General features: G+C 23.6%; 25 protein-coding genes. 13 read left to right on the top strand and 12 right to left on the bottom strand.

Features of this window, described 5'->3' with window-relative positions:
- Positions 1-5: 5 nt before the first annotated feature.
- From AACL03_RS09315 to AACL03_RS09305, 3 genes are read right to left on the bottom strand one after another with little or no spacing between them, the layout of a single operon-like run.
- Positions 6-767: a hypothetical protein gene (locus AACL03_RS09315; protein ID WP_339040123.1), complete on the bottom strand. Its 762-nt coding sequence runs from the start codon at positions 765-767 to the stop codon at positions 6-8.
- Between the two features lie 13 nt (positions 768-780).
- Positions 781-1,635: a bifunctional 5,10-methylenetetrahydrofolate dehydrogenase/5,10-methenyltetrahydrofolate cyclohydrolase gene (locus AACL03_RS09310; protein WP_338959758.1), complete on the bottom strand. Its 855-nt coding sequence runs from the start codon at positions 1,633-1,635 to the stop codon at positions 781-783.
- Between the two features lie 21 nt (positions 1,636-1,656).
- Complete coding sequence (locus tag AACL03_RS09305) at positions 1,657-3,144, bottom strand: TrkH family potassium uptake protein (RefSeq protein WP_338959760.1); 1,488 nt, start codon at positions 3,142-3,144, stop codon at positions 1,657-1,659.
- A 170-nt stretch (positions 3,145-3,314) separates the two neighbouring features.
- Here AACL03_RS09305 and AACL03_RS09300 point away from each other — a divergent pair, with 170 nt between their 5' ends.
- Together AACL03_RS09300 and AACL03_RS09295 are read left to right on the top strand one after the other, a co-directional pair.
- On the top strand, positions 3,315-4,160 hold the full coding sequence (locus AACL03_RS09300; RefSeq protein WP_338959763.1) for a TrkA family potassium uptake protein: 846 nt from the start codon (positions 3,315-3,317) through the stop codon (positions 4,158-4,160).
- 314 nt (positions 4,161-4,474) lie between these two features.
- Complete coding sequence (locus AACL03_RS09295) at positions 4,475-4,930, top strand: hypothetical protein (RefSeq protein ID WP_339040122.1); 456 nt, start codon at positions 4,475-4,477, stop codon at positions 4,928-4,930.
- A 102-nt stretch (positions 4,931-5,032) separates the two neighbouring features.
- Here AACL03_RS09295 and AACL03_RS09290 read toward each other — a convergent pair whose 3' ends face one another.
- Positions 5,033-5,983 (bottom strand): IS30 family transposase, encoded by a 951-nt coding sequence (locus AACL03_RS09290; protein ID WP_339038665.1) that lies wholly within the window; start codon positions 5,981-5,983, stop codon positions 5,033-5,035.
- Between the two features lie 40 nt (positions 5,984-6,023).
- On the opposite strand from AACL03_RS09290, the gene AACL03_RS09285 reads away from it, so the two are divergent.
- Both AACL03_RS09285 and AACL03_RS09280 read left to right on the top strand, forming a co-directional pair.
- Positions 6,024-6,284, top strand: coding sequence for a hypothetical protein (locus AACL03_RS09285; RefSeq protein WP_339040121.1), 261 nt, complete (start codon positions 6,024-6,026; stop codon positions 6,282-6,284).
- Positions 6,285-6,298: 14 nt separating this feature from the next.
- On the top strand, positions 6,299-6,667 hold the full coding sequence (locus AACL03_RS09280; protein ID WP_339040120.1) for a hypothetical protein: 369 nt from the start codon (positions 6,299-6,301) through the stop codon (positions 6,665-6,667).
- A 201-nt stretch (positions 6,668-6,868) separates the two neighbouring features.
- On the opposite strand, the gene gatB is transcribed toward AACL03_RS09280, so the two are convergent.
- From gatB to AACL03_RS09240, 8 genes are all read right to left on the bottom strand, one after another.
- Complete coding sequence (gatB, locus tag AACL03_RS09275; RefSeq protein ID WP_338959774.1) at positions 6,869-8,308, bottom strand: Asp-tRNA(Asn)/Glu-tRNA(Gln) amidotransferase subunit GatB; 1,440 nt, start codon at positions 8,306-8,308, stop codon at positions 6,869-6,871.
- Positions 8,301-9,773 (bottom strand): amidase family protein, encoded by a 1,473-nt coding sequence (locus AACL03_RS09270; RefSeq protein WP_252319184.1) that lies wholly within the window; start codon positions 9,771-9,773, stop codon positions 8,301-8,303. The genes gatB and AACL03_RS09270 overlap by 8 nt, the downstream gene beginning before the upstream one ends.
- Positions 9,763-10,077 carry an Asp-tRNA(Asn)/Glu-tRNA(Gln) amidotransferase subunit GatC gene (gene gatC / locus AACL03_RS09265; protein WP_338959780.1) on the bottom strand — a complete coding sequence of 105 codons (315 nt, stop codon included), beginning with the start codon at positions 10,075-10,077 and terminating at the stop codon, positions 9,763-9,765. Before gatC ends, AACL03_RS09270 begins: the two co-directional genes overlap by 11 nt.
- Entirely contained in the window at positions 10,070-12,085 is a 2,016-nt protein-coding gene (gene ligA, locus AACL03_RS09260; RefSeq protein WP_339040119.1) for an NAD-dependent DNA ligase LigA, read from the bottom strand. Before ligA ends, gatC begins: the two co-directional genes overlap by 8 nt.
- Positions 12,049-12,240 (bottom strand): helix-turn-helix domain-containing protein, encoded by a 192-nt coding sequence (locus AACL03_RS09255; RefSeq protein ID WP_339040118.1) that lies wholly within the window; start codon positions 12,238-12,240, stop codon positions 12,049-12,051. The genes ligA and AACL03_RS09255 overlap by 37 nt, the downstream gene beginning before the upstream one ends.
- A gap of 86 nt (positions 12,241-12,326) precedes the next feature.
- Positions 12,327-12,596, bottom strand: a complete 270-nt coding sequence (locus AACL03_RS09250) for a hypothetical protein (protein WP_339040117.1) — start codon at positions 12,594-12,596, stop codon at positions 12,327-12,329.
- Between the two features lie 191 nt (positions 12,597-12,787).
- Complete coding sequence (locus tag AACL03_RS09245) at positions 12,788-13,300, bottom strand: hypothetical protein (RefSeq protein ID WP_339040116.1); 513 nt, start codon at positions 13,298-13,300, stop codon at positions 12,788-12,790.
- Between the two features lie 69 nt (positions 13,301-13,369).
- Positions 13,370-13,864: a hypothetical protein gene (locus AACL03_RS09240; RefSeq protein WP_339040115.1), complete on the bottom strand. Its 495-nt coding sequence runs from the start codon at positions 13,862-13,864 to the stop codon at positions 13,370-13,372.
- A 263-nt stretch (positions 13,865-14,127) separates the two neighbouring features.
- Here AACL03_RS09240 and AACL03_RS09235 point away from each other — a divergent pair, with 263 nt between their 5' ends.
- From AACL03_RS09235 to AACL03_RS09195, 9 genes are all read left to right on the top strand, one after another.
- Positions 14,128-15,486: a DEAD/DEAH box helicase gene (locus AACL03_RS09235; protein WP_339040114.1), complete on the top strand. Its 1,359-nt coding sequence runs from the start codon at positions 14,128-14,130 to the stop codon at positions 15,484-15,486.
- 19 nt (positions 15,487-15,505) lie between these two features.
- Positions 15,506-16,405: a deoxyribonuclease IV gene (locus tag AACL03_RS09230; RefSeq protein ID WP_252320030.1), complete on the top strand. Its 900-nt coding sequence runs from the start codon at positions 15,506-15,508 to the stop codon at positions 16,403-16,405.
- Positions 16,405-17,502: a nicotinate-nucleotide adenylyltransferase gene (locus AACL03_RS09225; protein WP_338956847.1), complete on the top strand. Its 1,098-nt coding sequence runs from the start codon at positions 16,405-16,407 to the stop codon at positions 17,500-17,502. Before AACL03_RS09230 ends, AACL03_RS09225 begins: the two co-directional genes overlap by 1 nt.
- Before the next feature lie 131 nt (positions 17,503-17,633).
- Positions 17,634-18,479: a site-specific DNA-methyltransferase gene (locus tag AACL03_RS09220; protein ID WP_338956845.1), complete on the top strand. Its 846-nt coding sequence runs from the start codon at positions 17,634-17,636 to the stop codon at positions 18,477-18,479.
- Positions 18,472-19,026: a hypothetical protein gene (locus AACL03_RS09215; protein WP_338987405.1), complete on the top strand. Its 555-nt coding sequence runs from the start codon at positions 18,472-18,474 to the stop codon at positions 19,024-19,026. Before AACL03_RS09220 ends, AACL03_RS09215 begins: the two co-directional genes overlap by 8 nt.
- Before the next feature lie 38 nt (positions 19,027-19,064).
- Positions 19,065-20,900: an ABC transporter ATP-binding protein gene (locus tag AACL03_RS09210; protein ID WP_339040113.1), complete on the top strand. Its 1,836-nt coding sequence runs from the start codon at positions 19,065-19,067 to the stop codon at positions 20,898-20,900.
- Positions 20,901-20,923: 23 nt separating this feature from the next.
- A complete protein-coding gene (locus AACL03_RS09205) occupies positions 20,924-21,754 on the top strand; it encodes a hypothetical protein (RefSeq protein ID WP_339040112.1) in 831 nt (276 codons plus the stop codon).
- Positions 21,755-21,889: 135 nt separating this feature from the next.
- Positions 21,890-22,405, top strand: coding sequence for a hypothetical protein (locus tag AACL03_RS09200; RefSeq protein ID WP_339040111.1), 516 nt, complete (start codon positions 21,890-21,892; stop codon positions 22,403-22,405).
- Between the two features lie 49 nt (positions 22,406-22,454).
- Complete coding sequence (locus AACL03_RS09195) at positions 22,455-22,850, top strand: hypothetical protein (protein WP_339040110.1); 396 nt, start codon at positions 22,455-22,457, stop codon at positions 22,848-22,850.
- The last annotated feature ends 178 nt before the right edge of the window (positions 22,851-23,028 follow it).

Genomic DNA, 23,028 nt, shown 5'->3' with positions numbered 1-23,028 from the left:
TTATATTAATTTAAAAAGTTAAATATGATTGTAAATAAAAGGGCTAAAATTGAAATAAATATTGAAATAAATCATGATCAATTTCTTTTTCATCAATTAGAATTTTTATATTTATAACCTTTAGTAGTAATTTCAGTTTCAGTTTCAACATATTTTATTGTAATTTCATGATTTCCTTTAAATAATAGTTCTTTTATTAAAGAATCTGATGAATTTCTAAAAGTAAAACGTAATTTTTCATTTAAAGAAACTTCTTTATTTAAAGTATCTTTATCTATTCATCAATATCCAACATCGTTAAATTCTTCTCAATCTTTTTCAAAGGAAGAAATATTGAAATTATTTTTTACTATTTTTGAGGTTCAAACTTTTACAACGTAAATATTATTTTTTGATATTAAATTATTTTTTAAAAGAAATAAGTTTTGATTAATTTTATTAATAAACTCATTAGTTTTTAAATTATATTCAGTGTTAATATTTATATATTTTTTACTTAAAATATAATCTCAAGCAAAATTATTCATTCCTTTTATTCAATCATCATATAATTTTTGTATATTAACTTCTATTTTAAAAATAATAGTATTATTTTCATTATGTATTTGATAATCTGAATAATTTTCTGGTTTTAAAAAATGTAAAGGACTATCAAAATAAACACTATTTGTTGAAATAGTTTCTTTTAAAAACTTAAATTTTAATAATTCTAAATTATTTTTTTCAATATTATTTAATCTTTTTTTAATCCAATTTTTCTTTAACATTTAATTTTCCAATTTAATTATATTTATTATTTAATTGATAGCAAATCATTAAATTTTCTAATAACATGGCAATAGTCATTGGTCCAACACCACCAGGCACAGGAGTAATTGCTGAAGCGGTATTTTTCATTATTTCAAAATTAATATCACCAACAACTTTTTTTTCTTTACCTTGATAATTAATTGCTACATCAATAATAACAACATCACGTTTAACTTGACTACTATTAATAATATTATAAACACCAGTAGCACTACAAATGATATCAGCTTCTTTAGTATAAAGAGTTAAGTCTTTAGTTAATTTATGAACAATGCTAACAGTTGCTCCCATATTAGTTAATGATAAAGCCAATGGTTTACCAACAATATTACTATCGTTAATGATAGTAATATTTTGTTTAGAAATGGGAATTTGATAGTGATTTAGTAATTTTAAAATACCTTTTACTGTACAAGGCAACATTGCTTTTTTATCACCTTGTAATAATCTTCCGGCATTAATATTTGTTAAACCATCAACATCTTTATTAATAGTAATGCTATTAATAATTGCTAATGTATCTAAATGTTTTGGTAGTGGTAATTGTACTAAAATTCCATCAATATTATTATCACTATTTAATTGTTCAATTTTATTAATTATTTCTTTTTGTGTTACTGTTGTTGTTAGTGAAAATACTTGTCCATCAATACCACATTCTTGACATGCTTTAATTTTAGTTCGTACGTACATTTGTGATGCTAAATCTTCACCAATAATTATTACTGCTAGTTTAGGTTTACGATTAGTAATAGTTGTTACTTGTGCTTTAATTTTTGCTTTAATTTGCTGGGCAATTATTTTACCATCTAAAATTTTTATCATATGTGTTCACCGTTTCTTAATTTATCCAATTAATACGTTTTCTTCAACTCTACTTATCGTTGGTTTTGATTTACGATCACTTCAAGCAAGAACAGTAGTTGATACTCCTAATTGTCCCACAAACATGACAAAAATTAAACTAAGTTGACTAAAAATACCTAATTTGGAATTATCAAATAATGAAAGTCCTGTTGTTCCAAAAGCACTTGAAACATCAAAAATTACTTGTGCAAAGGTCATATCAGAATTATCTATTATAAAAACATTTTCAATTGTGATAATCATTACTGATACAAAAACTAAAATAAAACCAAGTGTGCCGACTATAAATGACATACGAACAGTTTGATTAGGAATTTTACGCTTGAATACAAAAACATCATTACGGCCACGGGCAATATTAAAAATTGTTAAAAGAATGATTGCTAAAGTTGTCGTTCTAATTCCTCCGGCAGTACTTGCTGGTGAAGAACCAATTCACATCATTAATGATTGGATCATTTGTGAGGCAAGGTGAAATTTATTTAAGTCAACTGTATAGTATCCAGCATTTCTTGTTGACATTGTATTAAAAAAAACAGCCATAATTGCATCAGATGTCGATAAATTTTTAAAAATGGGCTCTTGCCTTGATGGAGTTATGACATTACGTGAAAAATATTCAATAAACATAACACTACTAACACCCAATATCGCAACTAAAAAATATGTTATTAATGTTAGTTTAGTAAATAAACTAAATCTAAATTTTTTACCATGAGTTTTATTTTTAATTCAATGATATAAATCATAATAAACAGGAAAACCAATACCACCAATTACAAATTCAATAATAAAAATTCACTGCACAAAATAATCACTCTGAAAAGGTTCTAATGAAGTTATACCAACTATATCAAAACCAGCATTATTAACAGCAGAAATCGAGTGGAAAATTCCCGATCATAATGCTAATAGTATGTGATTATAGTAACCTGTATTATTGTTTAGACCATATTCTATTCCTGAGATAGGCACAAAATAAAAATATAAAAATAAAACAATTGCTCCCAAAAATTCAGTAATTGTCATAACAATAATCCCAATTTTTAATACATCAATAGTCGTTCCTAATTTATTAGAGCCACGTTCACCTTGCATTAGTAATCTTTCTCTTAAACTAGTATGTCGATTAAATACAAATAAGGATAATATTGCTAGTTTAACTGTAATTAAACCAATACCACCAAATTTAATTAAAATTAAAATAATAAATTGCCCAAAGAAAGTAAAGTCATTAGCAGTGCTTTTTACTGTTAAACCAGTATCAGAAAACGCACTACTAGCAGTAAAAAGGGCAGGCAAAAAGTTTCATTGTCCTTTTGTTGTGGCAATTGGTGTCATTAAAAGTATTGTTCCAACTAATAAAGTGAAAAAATATAAATTAAACATTTGTCGGGGACGAGTTTTACCAACAAAAATAATTTTAAAAATATTTTTTACACTACGATAATTAACCTTAGATAGCATCAAAAAACTCCTAAAATAACATTTTCTTTTATTATTATACTATACTATAGTCATTTCTATTAAATATTAGTTTTAAATTTAAAATACCAATATTTTAAGAATTAGTTTATAATTTAGTATAATATAACATATTTAAGTAAATATTATTTAAGGAAGAAGGATTTAAATAGATGTCTTCATCAGAAAATGATTTTTGTGTCATTGGTTTAGGTAAATTCGGAATTTCAGTTGTTAAAACTTTAGAAGAATTAGGTAAAGTTACATTAGCTATTGATAAAAGAGAAGACCGTTGTCAATTAGTTTCATCAATAGCTTCTGAAACTTTAATTTTAGATTCAACTAATCGTGATGCATTAGATGATGCCGGAATTCACAAAGTGCAAAATATTATTATTGCTATTGGTTCTGATTTAGCAGCTTCAATTGTTACTGCTGTTCATGTTTTAGCAATTCATCGTGAACACAATACATTATCATCACTTAATCTTATTGCTAAAGCTGTTGATAGTACTCACCAACTAATTTTAGAAGCAATTGGTATTACTAATATTATTTTATCTGAAACAGAAGCTGGTAAGAAAGCTGCATATCGTGCTATTTGAAAATTAGGAGTAGATTTAACTACAGTTGATGAAAAGTACTCAATAGCTAATGTAATTGTTAAAAATACTAAGTTTACAAATAAAAAACTAGAAACTTTAAAAATTCCTAGCAATTATAAAATTAACTTAGTTGCAATTAAACGTCATGGTAAAGTTATTATTCCTAGTAGAAATGAAATATTAATGTTAAATGATGAACTATTATTTATTAGTTCTAATGAAAATATTAATTCTGTTTGTAATGATTTTTCAATTGGTGATACTAATAAAATATTTGAGCCTACTATTATTAAAGCGGTAAAGAAAAAGCGTTCATTTTGAAATTGATTCAGAAGAAATAAGAAAAAGAAAAAAAATAAAAAATTAAAGAAAAAGGAAGTTAAGAAAGAAAAAAACACTAATAAAAAAAATTAATTATAAGAAAATTGTTTTTTATTTTTAGAAATATTAATGTATTATCATTGTAATAAAATTTATATATTTTAATTTAAATATAAGTTTTTAACCGATTGCTTTATTTTTTAAAGTAAATAGGTTTTTTATTTTTTGAAAGGAAAATATTATGTATACAATGGAAAAAAATAAGAAAGTACTAATTAAAAAAATAGAACAAATTTTTGAAATAATTCAAATTAATCAAAAAAAATTTCAGCAAAGAAAGAATACGGAAACATAACCAAAAACCTGAGGTTGGAACTAAAAAATTAAAATATGATCAAAGGCCTGAAGTGAAAGCAAGAAAACGAGAATATAATCAAAAGTCAGAAGTGAAAGCAAGAAAACGAGAATATTATTACAGATGATGTCAAAAAAATAAAGAAAAAATGAGAGAACATATTCAAATTCCTATAGAGTGAGATGATACTCAAATTTGCAAAAATTCAAAAGACATTAAAACAAAATATGCGACAGTAATAGTAAAGCAAAAAGTTGATGATAAGATAATGCTTTCTAACATCGTACCAATGCCAGTAACTCAAAGTAATGAAGAACAAGAAATAGTACACAAGGCAGATATATTTAACGTTAAAGATTTATCTAATGGTATTAATAACATTGAAACTAATATGTTTGAAAGACCAGAGGTACCTAAAACGCCCGAGATTATTGATATCATTTTAGACATGTCAGAAAATAAGATATTTTCTAATGTCAATGGTAAAGTAATTAGTAATAGTATTTAAAAGGAAAAAATATCAAAAGTATAAGTAAATTCTATTAATATTTAATAATTTACTAAATTAAGGAAAATTTATTTATTTGCTAAATTGTAAAGGTAAGTGCAACTAAATTATTTTTCTATCCAAATATTCGATTGGTGAAAGATAATTTAGTATTTTTCTCGGTTTTTGATTTAAAGACAATATAAATTTATGAACTTCATTTTTATTAGTTTTTGAAAAAATAAATTTTTTAGGAAATTTTTCTCTAATTAAACCATTAGTATTTTCATTAGTACCTCTTTGTCAAGGTGAATATGGATTGGCAAAATAAATTTTTACATCTAAATTTTTTTCAAGTTGTTGTCAATTTGAAAATTCTTTGCCACGATCAAAAGTAATAGTTTTAACAATGTTTTTAGGAAGAATTGATAAATAATAACTGACATTTTTATTAATAACTTTAGTAGTTCTGTTTTTAACTAATATTGCTAAAGTAAATCGTGATACTCTTTCAACTAAAGTTATTAAACATGATTTGCTTTTACCTCGTGATGATACTATAGTATCTCCTTCTCAATGACCAAGTGTTATACGATCATTAACATTTATATCTCGTTCTTTAATTGATTTACCATTAAACTTGCCACGATTTTCTTTAGATTTTCGTTTTTTACCTTTTCTTCTTAAATTTTTACTAGTAACTTTATCAAGCATTCCAAAATAAATTCAAGTATAAATTGTTTTAAAACTAATAACTCATTCTTTATGAAAATTTTTAATTCTGCCATAAATTTGTTCAGGTGATCAACCTAATAGTAATTTTTGTTGTACATATTTTACTAAATTCTTATTTTTAAACTTATGAAAACTAATATGTGATTGTTTTCGATTTTCAGCTTTATTTTGTGCAATTAATGAAAAATAATGATTATTATCTTTATTTCTATTAATTTCTCGAATAATAGTACTAATACTTCGATTAAGATTTTTAGCTATTTCACTAATTTTAAATTTAAATTTCAATTGATTCTCAATATAAATTCTTTCATCTATGCCAAGATGTTTATAACTCATATAAAAACTCCTTACTTTTTTCTAAACTAAATTTAGCATTATGAAATTTTTATATGAGAATTTTTTGCAATTTTATTTACTTGCACTTACAAGTATAACTCAGCATTTCAAAAAAATAAAAGTATTAAATTTATTTATTAATAAACAAATTGAAAAAGATGATTTTTCTAAAAAACATTTAAAGAAAATTTTATTGAAAGTATTAAGATTTAGATCTTATTTTAATAGTAAAATAAAACTTTTATGAAAAGAAATTTTTGATAGGGACATAAAATTTTACAAAAACAACAGCAGAAGTTAAAACAAAAAAATATCTTGATAGAAAATCAAAAGACAAAATTAAAAGAAAATATTAAAGATAAATTAGAAAAAGAATTAAAAGCTGATTATCAAAATAATAAACTTACTAATTTTAAAGTTCTTTTAGAAATACCAAAAAAAGCAAATTTTAAAATAGCATCTTTAGAAAAACAAATTACTAATTTAGAAATTAAGCAATATGAATTACATGTTCAAATGCAAACATTACAACAAAAAAATAATGAATCAAATTTGAATCAAAGAAATATTAATAATCAAACAATAACTATCCAATTAAATAAACCAGAATTGACAAATAAAACATTAGTTAATAATTTAACAATGTCATTACAATTTTTAAGACCAACAAGTAATTTTAATTAAAATTAAGAAAGTTACTTAAAAGAATAAAAATAAATATTTTATTAAAATATTCATTAATTGTTAATAAGACAAATGATGATTTAGTAATTTAAGGAAATTTAATTGAAAATGTAGATTTTAAATAAAATATTAGTATATAAAATTGATAATAAAAATATTCAAAGTATAATATAAAAATTCTTAATTAAAAATTGATTGAAACTAATTATAGTTTTCAATCAATTTTTTTAATATTTCTTTAGAAACTTGTGGATTTGCTTGTCCTTTAGTTAGTTTCATTAATTGACCCATAAAAAATTTCATTGCTTTTTCTGGATTGACTTTATAAATAGTAATCATGTTTTCATTTGCTTTTAAAATTGTGATTAATATTTTTTCTAAATCATTACTATCACTTACTAAAGTAATACCTAATGTTCTAATAAGATCGGTAGGGCTTTTTTCACTATTAATCATAATTGCATTTAATAACTGTTTACTTTGTTTATCATTAATTTTTTGCTCATAAACCAGACTAACTAATTGTGATAGATTATTAGCAGTAAGTTCGCTGTTTTTAATAGTAGTGTTATTAGTATTACAATAAGCTTGCACAGGACCTACTAAATAATTAAAGGTAGGTAATGCTAAATTATTAATGGCAACTGTTTGTTCAAAAATAGTTAATATTTCTACTTTGTCAATTAATAAATTAATATCTTTTGTTGGTAGATTATATTGTTTTTTTAATCTTTCCATTATTTCTTTAGGCAATTCAGGAAGATTTTTAGCAATCATTTTGATTCATTTTTCATCTAGTTGAATTGGAAAAATATTTGGTTCAGGAAAATATTTATAATCAATTTTATTTTCTTTGCTACGCATGCTAACGGTTTTATTAGTTTTTTCATCAAATCTTCTAGTTTCAAGATTAATTTTTTGTTTTTTATTTAAAATATTAGTTTGACGATTAATTTCATCATTTATTGCTAAAGTAATATTATGTGTAGAATTTAAGTTTTTAATTTCAACTTTGGTACCTAAAATATCACTACCATGTGGTTTTACCGATATATTAATATCACATCGTAATGAGCCTTCATTCATTTTAGCATCACTAACTTGTAAATGAATTAATAATTGACGTAGAGTATTAATATATGCTACTACTTGTTCACTTGTGTTAAAAATTGGCTTAGTAACAATTTCCAATAAGGGAATTCCCGCTCGATTATAGTCTAATAATGTTTTTTTATTATTATGAATTTGTTTTGCTGTATCTTCTTCAATATGTAAGCGTTCAAAACTAACAATAAATTCTTCATTATTTACAACTATTGGTAATTCACCATTTGTGCCAATTGGATGAAAAAATTGTGTGATTTGATAACCTTTAGGTAAATCGGGATAAAAATAACTTTTTCGATCAAAACGTAAGAGTGGATCAATATTCATTTTTAAAGCAGTACATGTTTGAATTGCCATTATAATAACAGCTTGATTAACTGTTGGTAATGTTCCTGGATATCCGCAATCAATGGCATTAATTTGAGTATTTGGTTTTTGACCAAAAGTATTGGCGGCGTTGGAAAAACATTTAGTTTTAGTTTTTAATTCACAGTGGATTTCAATACCCATTACAACATCATATTTATTATTCATGATCATCACCTAGTAGTTTATTATTAAAATTAATTTTTTTACTTAAAAATGAAGCAATATTCAATATAACTTGATCATTGAAAGGTGCACCATTAATATTAAAACCAATCGGTAAACCATTAACAGTAGTTAATGGAATATTAATGCTTGGTCCACCATTTAAATTAGAAAGTAGTAGTAAGTCTTCTAAATAATCATGTTCACTTTTAATAACTTTTTTTTGTTCTAATACATCTTTAATTTTTGGAGCTGGATTAATATTTGGCATAATAATGAAAGCATCATATTTTTTAAAGATAGTATTTAAATGTTCAACAATTAATCTTCTTACTTTTTTAGCTTTGTTAAATAATTCTTCTTGATGATTTTCAGATAAAGCATATGCACCAATAATGTATCTGCGTTTTACCATATCACCGAAACCAAATGTTCGTGAATTTGTCATAACTTCTTGATAATTTTTACCATTTTTACGAACACCAAAATTAATACCAGTTAGATTTGCGTGGCAACTAGTTGCTTCAGCAAAAGAAATAATCATATAAACTGGTAATAAAGATTGTAATAATTCTTTATTAAATTCAATTTGTTGAACTTTTGCACCACCATCAGTTAAATGCTTTATTGCTTCATCAAAACTAGATTTAACTATATCATTTCACTGATAATCATTATAATTTAAAATAGCAATATTTTTACCTTCTATATTTTGATTTAAGTTTTGAGTATAATCTTTTTCTTTACTTTGAACACTAGTAAAGTCTTGTTCATCAAATAAAGCAATACTATCCAAGACAATGGCAATATCTTCGACATGATTAGTAAATATACCAACTGTGTCTAAACTTGGAGCATAAGGAAAAACACCATTTCTTGAAATTAAACCATATGTTGGTTTAAAACCAACAATACCACAATAAGCGGCAGGTTTACGTATTGAATCACCAGTATCTGTTCCTAAAGCAAATGGTACAATTCCAGCAGCGACTAAAGCTGCACTGCCACTAGAACTACCACCAGTGATATGTTTTAAATTCCAAGGGTTTAAGACATGACCAGTAGCTGCATATAAACCATCTCCACCCATTCCTAGTTCATCAAGAGCAGTTTTAGCTATATTAATGGCTTTATTATTTGTTAATAACATATTAACAGTACTGTCATAATTAGGAATAAAATTAGCAAGAATTTTTGATGAACCTGTTGTTAAGAAATTAATAGTAGCAATATTATCTTTCATTACAAATGGAATTGCTGCTAATAAATTATCATTAATTTCTTGTTCAGTAATTGATTTTGTTTGTTTAATGGCATTTTGTTCCAGTGAAGTAACAACAGCATTTAATTTTTTGAATTGTTCTAATCGTTTGTATACTAATTTAGTTAATTGATCTGGAGTAAGTATTTTTGTTTTTAATAATTCATGAAGTTGACGAATTGAAAGTTGGTGGTAATTAATTTTCATGATTAATCACCTGATTAATACTAATGTAATTATTTTCAACTTCTGGAGCAATATTTAAAACAGTTTTAGATGTTAAATGAGTTCCAACATTATCGGAACGTAATAAATTATTAATAATAGGAAATGGGTAATTTAAAGGTTCAATATCATTTGTATTAATATTTGTCACAATTTCCATTTGTTTTTCAATAGCTTTAAATTCTAGTAAAAGATTTTCACATTGTTCTTCGCTTAAATTGAACATAAGTTCGTTAGCAAATTCATGTAGCATTTTTGTTGTCATTTTCTTTTCAATTTTATCCATTTTTTGCTACCTCTTTCAATAAATTTTGTAATTGCTCTTCATTAATAATTTTAACATTAAGTTTGCGTGCTTGTGCTAATTTATTTCCTGGATTTTCTCCAACAATTAAATAAGAAGTATTATTACTAATAGTATTGGTAATTTTAGCACCATAGTTATTTAATAATTGAATGAATTCGTTACGACTTTTAGTTAAAGTTCCTGTTAAGACAAAAGTTTTACCATTCAATACTTGTGATTGGTTTTTTTGTAAATAATTAAAGTTAAGTTTAAAGTTTTGCAAGTTAGTAATTAGTTGTTGATTAGTAGGATTAAGGAAATAATCAATAACACTAGTAGCAATTGTTGGACCAATTTCATTAGTATTAGCTAGATCATCAAAGGTTGCTTCCATTAAGTTATTTAAAGTTAAATATTTTTTTGCAAGAATAATTGCTGTTTTTTGGCCAACATGGCGAATTCCCAAACCGAATAAAAGTCTTTCTAAGGAATTTTGTTTTGATAGAATAATTGAATTAGCAAGATTAGTGAAAGATTTTTCACCAAAACGTGGTAATGATAGTATTTGTTTTCGTAAATTAACTAAATTGTAAATATCACTAATAGTTTTAATTCATTTTAAATCTAAAAAACGTAATAATATTTTTTCATTTAAACCAATAATATCCATAGCATTTCTTGAACAGAAGTGCATTAATGATTTAAGAATTCGTGATGGACAATCACTATTAATGCAAAATTGATCAACTTCTGGCGGAACTTGTTCCAATTTTGTTTTACACACTGGACAATGGATAGCTTTTTTAAAAATAATATTGTTTATTTGACGATTACTAATAATTGGGGCAATTACTTCTGGAATAATATCACCCGCTTTTTTAACACTTACTAAATCATTAATACGTAAATCACGATTAATAATATAATCACCATTATGAAGTGTGGCAAAAGTAACGGTAGTACCAGCAATTATCACTGGTTGTAATCTAGCATTATAGGTTATTTTTCCTGTTCTACCAACAGTTGGAAATATATCTAAAAGCTTAGTAACACTAGTAACAGCAGGAAATTTATAAGCTATTGCTCATTTTGGTGCCTTATTAGTTCTTCCTAACATATCATAACTGGTTAGATCATTAATTTTAATGACAATACCATCAATTTCATATGGTAATGTATTTCTTAACTTTTCATATTTTTGAATATAAGTTCATACTTCTTCAATATTTTTACATAACTGTCATTGTTCATTAATTTTGAAACCATATTTTTGTAAGGTAAATAATGCTTGTTCATGGGTTTTAATATTCTCATTAGTAGCATTAATATAATAGTAAAGAAAACCATCTAATTTTCTTGAATTAACAATATTAATATCAAGTTGGCGAATAGTACCGGCTGCAGCATTGCGAGGATTAGCAAAGAGTGGTAAGTTTTGTTGTTGTTGTTTTTCATTAATGCGATTAAATTCTTCTTTACTTAAATATATTTCTCCTCTTACTTCTAATTTAGAATTAATTGGTATTGTTTTTGGTATTGTTTTAATTGTCAAAATATTATTGGTAATGTCTTCACCAGCAATACCATCACCTCTGGTAGCAGCAGTTTTTATTTTTCCTTTTTCATAAGTTATAGAAATTGATAGACCATCAATTTTTAGCTCACAAACATATTCAATGTTATTTTCTGATAATGTTTTTTTAATTTGTTGATCAAATTTTAGTAAATCTTCATAGTTAAAGGCATTACCCAAACTTAGCATTGGTTGTTGGTGAAAAATTTTTGTTAAAGAATTAAGTGGTTTATTACCAACAGTTTTAGTTGGAGAATCATTACTATTAAATTGGGGATATTGTTCTTCTAATTTTATTAATCTATGATAGGCGCTATCATAAAGTTCGTCACTAACAGTAGGTTTATCTAAAACATGATATTCATAATTTCATTGTTTAATTTGGTTTCTTAATTGTATTATTTCATTTTTAATATCATTATTTTTGTTACTCATATTACTTTCTCCCCTAATTGGTTTGTTAATAAGACATAATTAATTGTACTAATACTTCGATTAAGATTTTTAGCTATTTCACTAATTTTAAATTTAAATTTCAATTGATTCTCAATATAAATTCTTTCATCTATGCCAAGATGTTTATAACTCATATAAAAACTCCTTACTTTTTTCTAAACTAAATTTAGCATTATGAAATTTTTATATGAGAATTTTTTGCAATTTTATTTACTTGCACTTACAAGTATAACTCAGCTATTTTTTCCAATTCTATTTTGATTTCTTTTAAACTAGTTTTATTAATATTATTTTTTAATCTCTTTTCAATATTTTGAATTTTTATATCAATTTCATGATATCAAGTGGTATCTAAAACATTGCAAAGTGGTTCTTGTACTCAAGCATGGTACATTTTTCTTTCTTCAAATCCTTCTGGAAGTTTTATTTCTTCTTTAATTTCAGCAATTAATTTATATATACTTTTTATTTTTTTAACTTTACTATACATATCTTTTAATCTTCCTTTCAAAAAAATAAAAAACCCATATACTTTAAAAAATAAAATAATGAGTTGAAAACTTAAATTAAGTTTAAAGAATTATATCATAATATCTAGAATATTTGGTGTTAAATTTTTATACATATTTTTAAAAGATAAAAAATAGTTATAAATAAATAAAACTACTCAGTTGAGTAGTTTTATTTATCTTCTTCAATTTTTACTGTCATTTCTTGATCATCAAAAACAAATTTAACTTTTTTATCATCTTTTTTATTAACAGCATCACTGGGTTTATCATTTTTTTTATTTTCAAATAAAGGTTTTGGTTTTTTCTTTAATTCTTTTTCATTTTTTAAATAATATTTTTGAACTATATCAAAAAGTTCATTATTTAAACTACCATCTTTATATCTCTTTTTAAATTTATAAAAATACTTATAACGCTTATCTAAAATTATTGATTTAATTTCATTAAAGAGTATAAAAGCATTTCTACTTGAAAATTTATAATTATTTTTACCTATTTTTACTAAATTATCACTTATAATATTGTTTATTTTAAACTTAAATCTTTTTCTTTTAAAAAGAAAAATAACTAAAATAAAAATAAAAGTTATTATTAATAATATTGATAATCCTATGATTATTCAGTCCTTTATTGAAAAATCTGATCAATTAACTAAAAACATTATATTTAAATTATTTTGCATATAAATAACCCCCTAAATTTTCTTAATATATAAATTTGCGTCATTTTATAAACAAGTTCTTCTTATCTTTTATTTTGGATAAATTACATTTAAAATTACACTTCCAATAACTAAAGGGTCATCATAAGTCATTTCAACTGTTAAAGTAGTTGGTTTAATGTTCATATTATTATATTTTAAATTACCTAAAATAATTTTTTCTTTTATTAAATTTGATTGTGGATTACTTTCAATTAGTCTCTCTTTAATAACCTCCTTTACAGTTTCTGGACTTGTCATTTTCAATTTGTCTTCAGTTTTTAATTGCAAATTTGTTTTGCTTTTTAAAATTACTGCTAAAATTCGTTTATTATCACTAATTGATGATTGTTTAGAGATCGAACCATTTGATTTTTTTTTATTTTTTTCTTCCTCTTCTTCTTCTTTTTCTCCTTCTGTTTCAGCAATAGCTGTCATACCACCAGCAATGGTGGCTCCAATTAAAGCTACAGAGCCGATAAGACCAGCAATAATTTTTGTTGATTTCTTCTTCTTTTTCTTTTCTTCTTCATCTTCTTCTGACATAAATTACAAACCTCTTTTCTAAGTTAATTTTACATGATTAAAAATAATCTATTGACATTTTATTTTTATTAGATTAGAAATTTAGATAAACAATTAGTTGTATAAATTACTGATGTATTTTTTTATTTTTTGAAAATTAATAATCTTAAACATTAAAATAGTAATTATTATTACTTTTAATAAAGTTTTTTATCTTATTTTTTAAAGAACTTAGTAAAAATAAGATAAAATATTAATATTGCATTAAAGAAAAAGGTGAACGTATGTCATTTCAACAATTTAATTTACAACCATGACTAATTGAAAATTTAAAAAAAGAAAAACTAATTAATCCAACACCAGTCCAAACCAAAATCATTCCTTTAGCATTAACTAATAAAAACTTAATTATTAAAAGTGCTACTGGTAGTGGTAAAACTCATACTTATTTAATTCCAATTTTAAATAATTGTAATGTTACTTTAAAAGTAACACAAGCAGTTATTATTACACCTACTCGTGAACTTGCTCAACAAACGTTCAATTTTTTAAAAGCTTTAATCAAAGATCAAAATATTAGCATTGCTTGTTTAGTGGGTGGCAAAGATATTATTCGTCAAAGTAATAATTTAAGTAATAATCAACCACAAATTGTAATTGGCACTCCAACTAGATTAAAACGTTTATATGAACTTAATATGTTAGCAATTACTACTACTAACACTTTAGTTATTGATGAATGTGATATGTTATTTGATATGGGATTCATGGAAGATTTAGATTTTTTAATTACTAAAATGAATAAAAATACTCAAATTATGACTTTTTCAGCAACAATATTACCCCAACTAGTTACTTGATTAAAAAAATATATTACTAATGCTACTACAATTAGTATTGATAACAAATCTCAAAAAATTCAACATATTTTTATTAATCGTCATCATCAAGATAGTAAAAAACAACTACAATCATTATTAACAATGTTTGATCCTTATTTATGTTTAATTTTTGTTAATAACAAAGAAAATATTGAAGAAATTGCAAACGTCTTAATTGAAGAAAATAAAAAAGTAGCAATCTTACATGGTGGATTACCAGCACGAGAACGTTCTCAAACTTTTAAACGTATTAAAAATTTTGAATATCAATATGTTGTTTGTTCAGATATCGCAGCACGTGGTATTGATATTGAAGGGGTATCTCATGTTATCTCTTTACAATTACCGACAAATAATCTAGAATATTATTTTCATCGAGCAGGGCGAACAGGACGAGCTAACTATTCAGGTATTTCTTATGTATTTTATGATAAGAGTGATAATTCTACTATTCATAAGTTAAAAAATTTAAACGTTCCAATAGAATACTATAAAATTAAAGATAATAAGTTACTACCAGAAATTACTAATGACAACATCATTGCTCATAAACGAAAAATAGAAAGAAATAAAGAAGAGCAATATGTTATTAATCGCTTTAAAAAAAATAAAAATGTAACTCCTGGTTATAAGAAAAAATTTAATAAAGATTTAGAAGCAATAAAAAAAGAAACAAGAAAACAACACATTAAAGCATCAATTAAGAAAATTAAAAAAACACAAGCAATTGCAAGAAGAAAAAAACTTTTTGATGAAAATTAATAATGGAAGAGGAAGCAAGATGGAAAATGACAAATTAATTATTGGATCTCATGTTTCAATGAAAGCACCAAAATATTTATTAGGTGCTCTTGAAGAAGCTCTAAGTTATAATGCAAATACGTTTATGTTTTATACAGGTGCTCCACAAAATACAATTCGTAAACCAACCAAAGCATTATTTATTAAAGAATTTACAGAAAAACTAATTGAAAAAAATATTAATATTAATAATCTTATTGTTCATGCTCCTTATATTATTAATCTGGCTAATAGTATTAATAAAAGTACTTATCAATTAGCAGTAGATTTCTTACGACAAGAAATAATTCGCTGTCAAGATATTGGCATTAAAACTTTGGTTTTACATCCAGGTAGCGCTGTTGGTGCTTTACCACAAACTGCTTTAGATCAAATTGTTAAAGGACTAAATGCAGCATGTTTAGAAAAACAAACTGTAAAAATTGCTTTGGAAACAATGTCAGGAAAAGGTAGTGAAGTAGGAACTACTTTTGAACAACTTCAATATATTATTAATAATGTAAAAAGACCCGAACTAATTGGTGTTTGTTGAGATACTTGTCACTTATCTGATGCTGGTTATGATCTTAATAATAATTTAGAACAAGTAATACAACAATTTGATCAACTTATTGGATTAGATAAATTATTAGTTATTCATGTTAATGATTCTAAAAACCCAATCAATGCTCATAAAGATCGTCATGCTAACTTAGGAATGGGTTACCTTGGTTTTCAAACTTTAATTAACATTATTTATCATCCATTGTTGCTTACTAAAATAAAAATTTTAGAAACGCCATGAATTAATGGACATCCACCTTATTTACATGAAATTAAAATGATAAGAACAAAAAAATATAATAAAGAAATTTTAGAATCATTAGGAACTAGCAAATAATGAAAAGAATTGGCATTTTTGGTGGAACTTTTGATCCATTTCATAATCAACATTTAAACATTGCAAATACAGCTTATCATAAACTTTCACTTGATGAAGTTTGAATTTTACCAACAAAACAAAATCCGTTAAAAGACAGTGTCAGTGCCAGCGATCAACAAAGAGTCGATATGATTAATTTAGTTATTAAAAACTATTCTTGAATAAAATTAAATGATTATGAACTAACAAGTAAACAACCTAGTTATACTATTAATACTATTAACTACTTTATTGAAAACTATCCAAATCACAAATTCTTTTTTATTATCGGTTCTGATAATTTATATACCTTAAATAAATGACAAGGAATTGAACAGTTAATTAATTTAGTTAAAATTATTGTTGTTAATCGCCCTCATTATCGTAAAACATTAGAACTAATGTCAAAATACAAGTGTCAAAATTTAGTAGTTCGACCAAGTAGTGATATTAGCTCTGCCAAAATTAGAAATGGTGAAATTATTAATCAAATTGATATAAAAATTAATAATTATATTAACAATAATTTAATATATAGTTATGAGCGTTTAAAAGCAAATTTGGATAACAATAGAACTGAACATTGTATTAATGTTGGTAAAATGGCTGTTAAATTAGCAATCCATTATAACGAAGATGCTAATAAAGCCCTAATTGCAGGAACTTATCATGACCTTTGCAAACAATGAAGTAAAAATAAAATGACTAAATTTTTAACAAAATATAATAAAGAAATTTTACAAGAACCATTTCCAATTTGACATGGTTATGTAGCAGCATTGTATTTAAAAAATCATTATCAGTACCATGATGATTTAGTTCTTCATGCAATTGCTAAACATACTACTGGTGCAACTGAAATGAAACCTTTAGAATTAATAGTATTATTAGCAGATAAAATATCAATTGAACGTAACCATTATTATGTTGAAGAATTAAGAAAACTTGCCTTCCAAGATTTAACTGTTGCTTTTAAATACTATCTAGAAATTTTAAAAAAGCATTTACTAGAACAAAAAAAACCATTAAATAATAAGTTTTTAACAATATATGAAACGTGAAGTAATAAAAATTAACAAATAGTATCTACAGTAAAATACTTATTTATTAATTATTTAATATATAATATTAAAGAAAAGGGAAGTATAATAAACTAAATAGTATTGTAATAATATAAACAAATAATTGTAACTAAGGAGTACTAATAATGAGTTTAGTGAGTAAAGAATTAGAAACCAAAAATGGAAAAACAATTAAACTTAAAATAGATAATTCAAATTCAAATCAAGTTAAAAAAATAAATCTTATTTTTGGAGATAGTTTTGTTGAAATGAAAAAAATGAAAAATGAATTAGTTGATTTTATATTTATCGATCCACCTTATTTTTTATCAAATAATGGTTATAGTGTTAACGCTGGCAAAAGAACATCTGTTAATAAAGGTGAATGAGATAAAAGTAAAGGTTTTCTTGAAAATTATAAATTTCATCAAAAATGAATTAAAGAATGCAAAAGAATTTTAAAACCAAATGGAACTTTAATAATTACTGGAACTTATCATTCTATTTATATTTGTGGTTTTATTTTACAAGAACTAAATTTTCACATTCTTAATGACATAGTTTGATACAAACCTAATTGTACACCTAATATTGGTTGTAGAAATTTTACTGCTAGTCATGAAACATTAATATGAGCAAAAAAAGATAGTAATTCTAAACATGTTTTTAATTACAAAGATATGAAATATTCTAAATGAGAAGAAGATAATTTTAAGAATGAAGATAAGCAAATGCGAAGTGTTTGAGCAATAACCACCCCTAAACCATTTGAAAAAATTTATGGTAAACATCCTTCACAAAAACCATTAGATCTTTTAAAAAGAATTATAATTGCTTGTACTAATGAAAATGATATTGTCTTAGATCCGTTTATGGGCAGTGGCACAACTGGTCTTGCATGTAAAATACACAATAGAAATTTCATAGGAATTGAAAATAATATTGAATATTTTAATCTAGCAAAAAAAAGATTGGATGATAATAATGGTTAAAAATGGAATCGGTGGTGCAAATACAAAAACTGGTCTCGCTTTTGAAGGAGAAAAAGAGTTATATTCATTTTTTAAAAAACAGGAAAATTATGAAATTAAAAATATGATTGGAATTCACAATTTAAAAAGAAATGATGCATTTGAATTGTTTTATATGGGAGAACATGTTGCTAATATTTTCAAAAAACATGCAATCTATGTTTATTTAGAAAAACACCACAATTTAAACTGAAATTACTTTTTATCAAAAAAATTACTACCAGATGACAGTATTTTTGTATATAAGAATAATACTTTTTTCATTATTGAAATTAAAACACAAAATGTTGCTGGAAGTGTTGATGAAAAACTACAAACTTGTGATTTTAAAAGAAAACAATGACAAAAACTTTTATCAATATTAAATTGCAAAATTGAATACTGATATTTATTAAGTGATTGATTTAAAAAACCAGAATATAAAGATACTTTAAATTATATAATAGATAGTAATTGTCGTTATTTTTTTAATTATATTCCATTAAAAGAATTGGGTTTACCACTATAACAAATAAAAATAAATTATTAATAAGGAGATCAAATATTATGTCCAAAAAAAATAAAACAAAAATTACTGCTTCGCCGACAAAAGAAAAAACAACAGCAAAAATAAAAAAAAGCATGACTGATTATAATGAATTAAAAATAAAAAAAAGTGGTTTCTTAAGCGCAGTTATTAAATACTTTAAAAAATATCCACTACTTTATCTAATTGCAATACTAACTACTATTGCTTCTTCAATAATTTCAGTGATTATTCCTAAAATTACTAATAATTTTTTAGCTACCCCCGATGGTTTTCAATGAGAAAAAATTACTACTTTAGCTTATATTTTAATTAGTTTACAAATTGCATCAGGATTATTTATGTACTTTCGTAATTTAACAGGAAGCATCATTGGTGTTAAAGTTGAAATTGAATATCGAAATAAAGTTTTAAAACATTTACTAGATTTAGATATGTCATATTATGAAGATCGCAAAATTGGTGACACTTTAACAAAACTAATTAGTGATACTAGTGTTATTGGTGAAAATATGCAATCTATTCCTTTAACTATGCTTAGTTCAATTGTGACTTTTTTTGGTTCAATTTACGTTATTTTTTCTTTAAATTGACAATTATCATTAATTGTTTTAGGTATTGTTTTATCAATTTTAATAATATCAGTATTAAATGTTCAAATTATTCGTTATTTAAACTATAAATGAAGAAAAGTTTACACTGAAGTTAATGCTGATATTACTGATCGACTAAATACTATTACTTTAATTAAAAGTAATGCTACAGAAAAAAGTGAAAATAAAAGATTTTCTAATGAACATCTTAAATATTACCAAGCAGCAAAAAAAACTATTACTTTTGAAAGTTTTACTAGAGCATTACTAATTACATTGCTAACAGGAATTAACATTGTTGGTTTAGTTGCTGGTTTCATGTTTGTAAGTAAACACATCATTAGTGTTCCAACACTAATTGCTTTTTTATTAGCAGTCAACACTTTAATTTTCCCAGTTATTCAAAGTATTCAATTCTTAGGTAATTGAGCTAAAACATCAACTTCAATTTTAAGAGTTAATGAAATTCTTAATATTAAACCAAAAATAGTTAATAAAGAAAAAGCCTTACCAGTAAAACAAATTACTAGTGATATTATTTTTGAAAATGTTAATTTCCGCTATGATGAAAAAGAAGACTGAATTTTAAATAACTTCTCTTTCACTTTTGAAAAAGGTAAAAGTTATGCTATTGTTGGTGCAACTGGTGTCGGAAAAACTACTATTTCTAAGTTATTACTACGTTACTATGACCCTGCTAAAGGAAGAATTTTAATTAATAATAATACTGATTTACGTGATATTGACTTAGCACAATACTTACATCATATTGGCTATATTGAACAAGATCCACAAATTTTATTTGGCACATTTGCCGAAAACATTAGTTATACTAAGCAAGGAGCAACTTTAGAAGAAATCAAAATTGCTGCAAGTAAAGCTAACTTACATGATTACATTGAACAATTACCTAATGGTTATAATACAATTTTAGGTGAACGTGGGATTAACTTATCTGGTGGTCAAAAACAAAGAGTAGCTATTGCTCGTATCTTTTTAAAAAATCCAGAACTATTAATTTTAGATGAAGCTACTAGTGCTTTAGATAATATTGTCGAAAAGGAAATACAAGCACAATTTAATAAATTAATGATTGGTCGTACTAGTATTATTATTGCCCATCGTTTATCAACAATTAAAACTGTTGATAAGATTTTAGTTTTAGAAAAAGAAAAAGGTTTAGTTCAAGTTGGTACTTTTGATGAATTAAAAGTTAAAGAAGGTCACTTTAAACATTTATATGAAGCTGGAATTATGGGGTAATAAAGATAGGAAGATAAATTATAATGAAAGAACAAAAGCAACAATTAAAAGAAATGTCTTCTTTTTTTAAACAATTATTAAATCAAGATTCTTGAATTAAAGAACTTCATTCAGTTACTAATACTGAAGAAAAGAATGAGAATAAAAAAATAAAAAATATTCATCTCATTGATAATAAACTATTAGCTTCTTTTTGAAAAAAATATTCAATTTATAATATTGAAATTTATGATCTTTGAAAAGCATTTAAAAATATTTCTTTAAATAATATGCAGCAAGTTAATAATAAAAATATACTTCAAACTTTCTTGTCAACAGAATTATCAATTTTTTTAATAAGATTAATTAAGACAGAAAATAAAATTAACTTTAATCAAACTTATGATTTTTTAGATTATGAATATATTCAAATTCAAGATATATTTAATTCACTAGTTAATATTTTAGATAAATTAAATTTAATACCCATCCAAATTAATTTAACAAAAGAAAATAAAGAACAAGCAATAAAAATTTCAAAAAAACAAAATTGAACTGAATTTGATGCAGAAGATATTCAATTTTTGAAAAAAGTTAAAACTGATTATTTTAAAAACAGATTCTATAAAAAATATTTCAATAAAAACATAGATAAAATTAATTTTTACGAACATTACTTAGCAGATGCTAGAAATCAAATTACACACTATCCAATTATTAATCATAGTTTAAAAAATAATGAAGAATTCAAAATAATTTTATTTAACTTACAAAATAATACAAATAATAAAATTCCATTTAAAACTAGTTTATTATTTTTATCTTTTAAGCGTGGTATTGTTTTAGCAACCTTATATTTATTTTTAGTTTATTAAGAAATGCTAAAAATAGATATTAAAAATATAGATTTATTTTTTTAATATTTGATAAAAATAAACCCTAAAATTTTTAATAAAATAAAAAATTGTTAATAGAATAAGAAAAAATATTCTTACTTAAGGAAATATATAATGTCAAATAATACATGAAATCAATTATGAAAAAATATAGTAAATAATTATAAAGAAATTTTAAACATAAACAAAAATTCTGAAATTATAAACAGTGATAAAGATATAAAAAAAATATATATTAAAAAAATTAATAAAAGATTTAAACAAGATAAAAATTCAAATAAAATAATTATAAATTTGAAAGATCAAATTTACTTAGAAACTAGTCAATGATATTTAGATGAAACAAAAAAATTAGAAACACAAATAATAAAATTCAATCAAAATGATATAAATTTTAAAAACGCTTCTTATCAAAATTCTATAAATGAATTTTGTCAAAAAATATTCAATAAAGAAAAAGATTATATTAATATTATTAATAATAAATGTAAATTTTTAAAAAAAACTACATTTGACTTCTTAATTGGTTTAAAAAAATATTTTTTTCTTTATCAAAGAATTATTAAAGAAACATATGATGCTGGTTATAATTTATCTAAAAATCCAAATCAACAAAAAATTAATAAGTAAAATTAAAACTAAAATACCTACAGTTTTTAATGAAGATATAAAATTATTTATGACACTATATTCTCTTCTTGATAAAATTACTTGAGAATATAGTATATCTAAAATTAATGAAAGTGAAAACATTAGCATACTTAAAAAACATCCAACAATGTATTTATATTTTAATAATTTGTTAGCAATATATAGAACAAAAAATGATAAATTTAAATATTGAATTGTAAAAAATATTAATTTAGAAAATGAAATAATAGAATTAATAGAAGAAAAAACTATTTTAAAAAAAAGTTATGAATATCATCCAGCATTATTATATTTACAACAAATAAGAAATAATTTAGAACATGGACTTATACCTGAGAATTTTAATTATCTTCACTTAATTACTAGTATTCAAGAAGTAATAGGAATGATTATTTTATTAATTAATTCATTTGAAGAATTTTAATAAATTTATTAATTTTTATAATTTTTCTTTTAAACAAGAGTTTTTTATTATGAAAATGAAATTAATATACCAATTAATTCTAAAAACAATTCATAAATTTTTTTTAGAATTCCTTATGAATTAAAAAGCAAATCTACCAAAATAAAAACTTTACCATCCTTTAAAATTCATTGTAGAA

The organism is Spiroplasma endosymbiont of Andrena trimmerana (assembly GCF_964019575.1).
Lineage (GTDB): Bacteria > Bacillota_I > Bacilli_A > Mycoplasmatales > VBWQ01 > Spiroplasma_E.
This window is presented reverse-complemented; position numbering and strand designations above follow the sequence as displayed.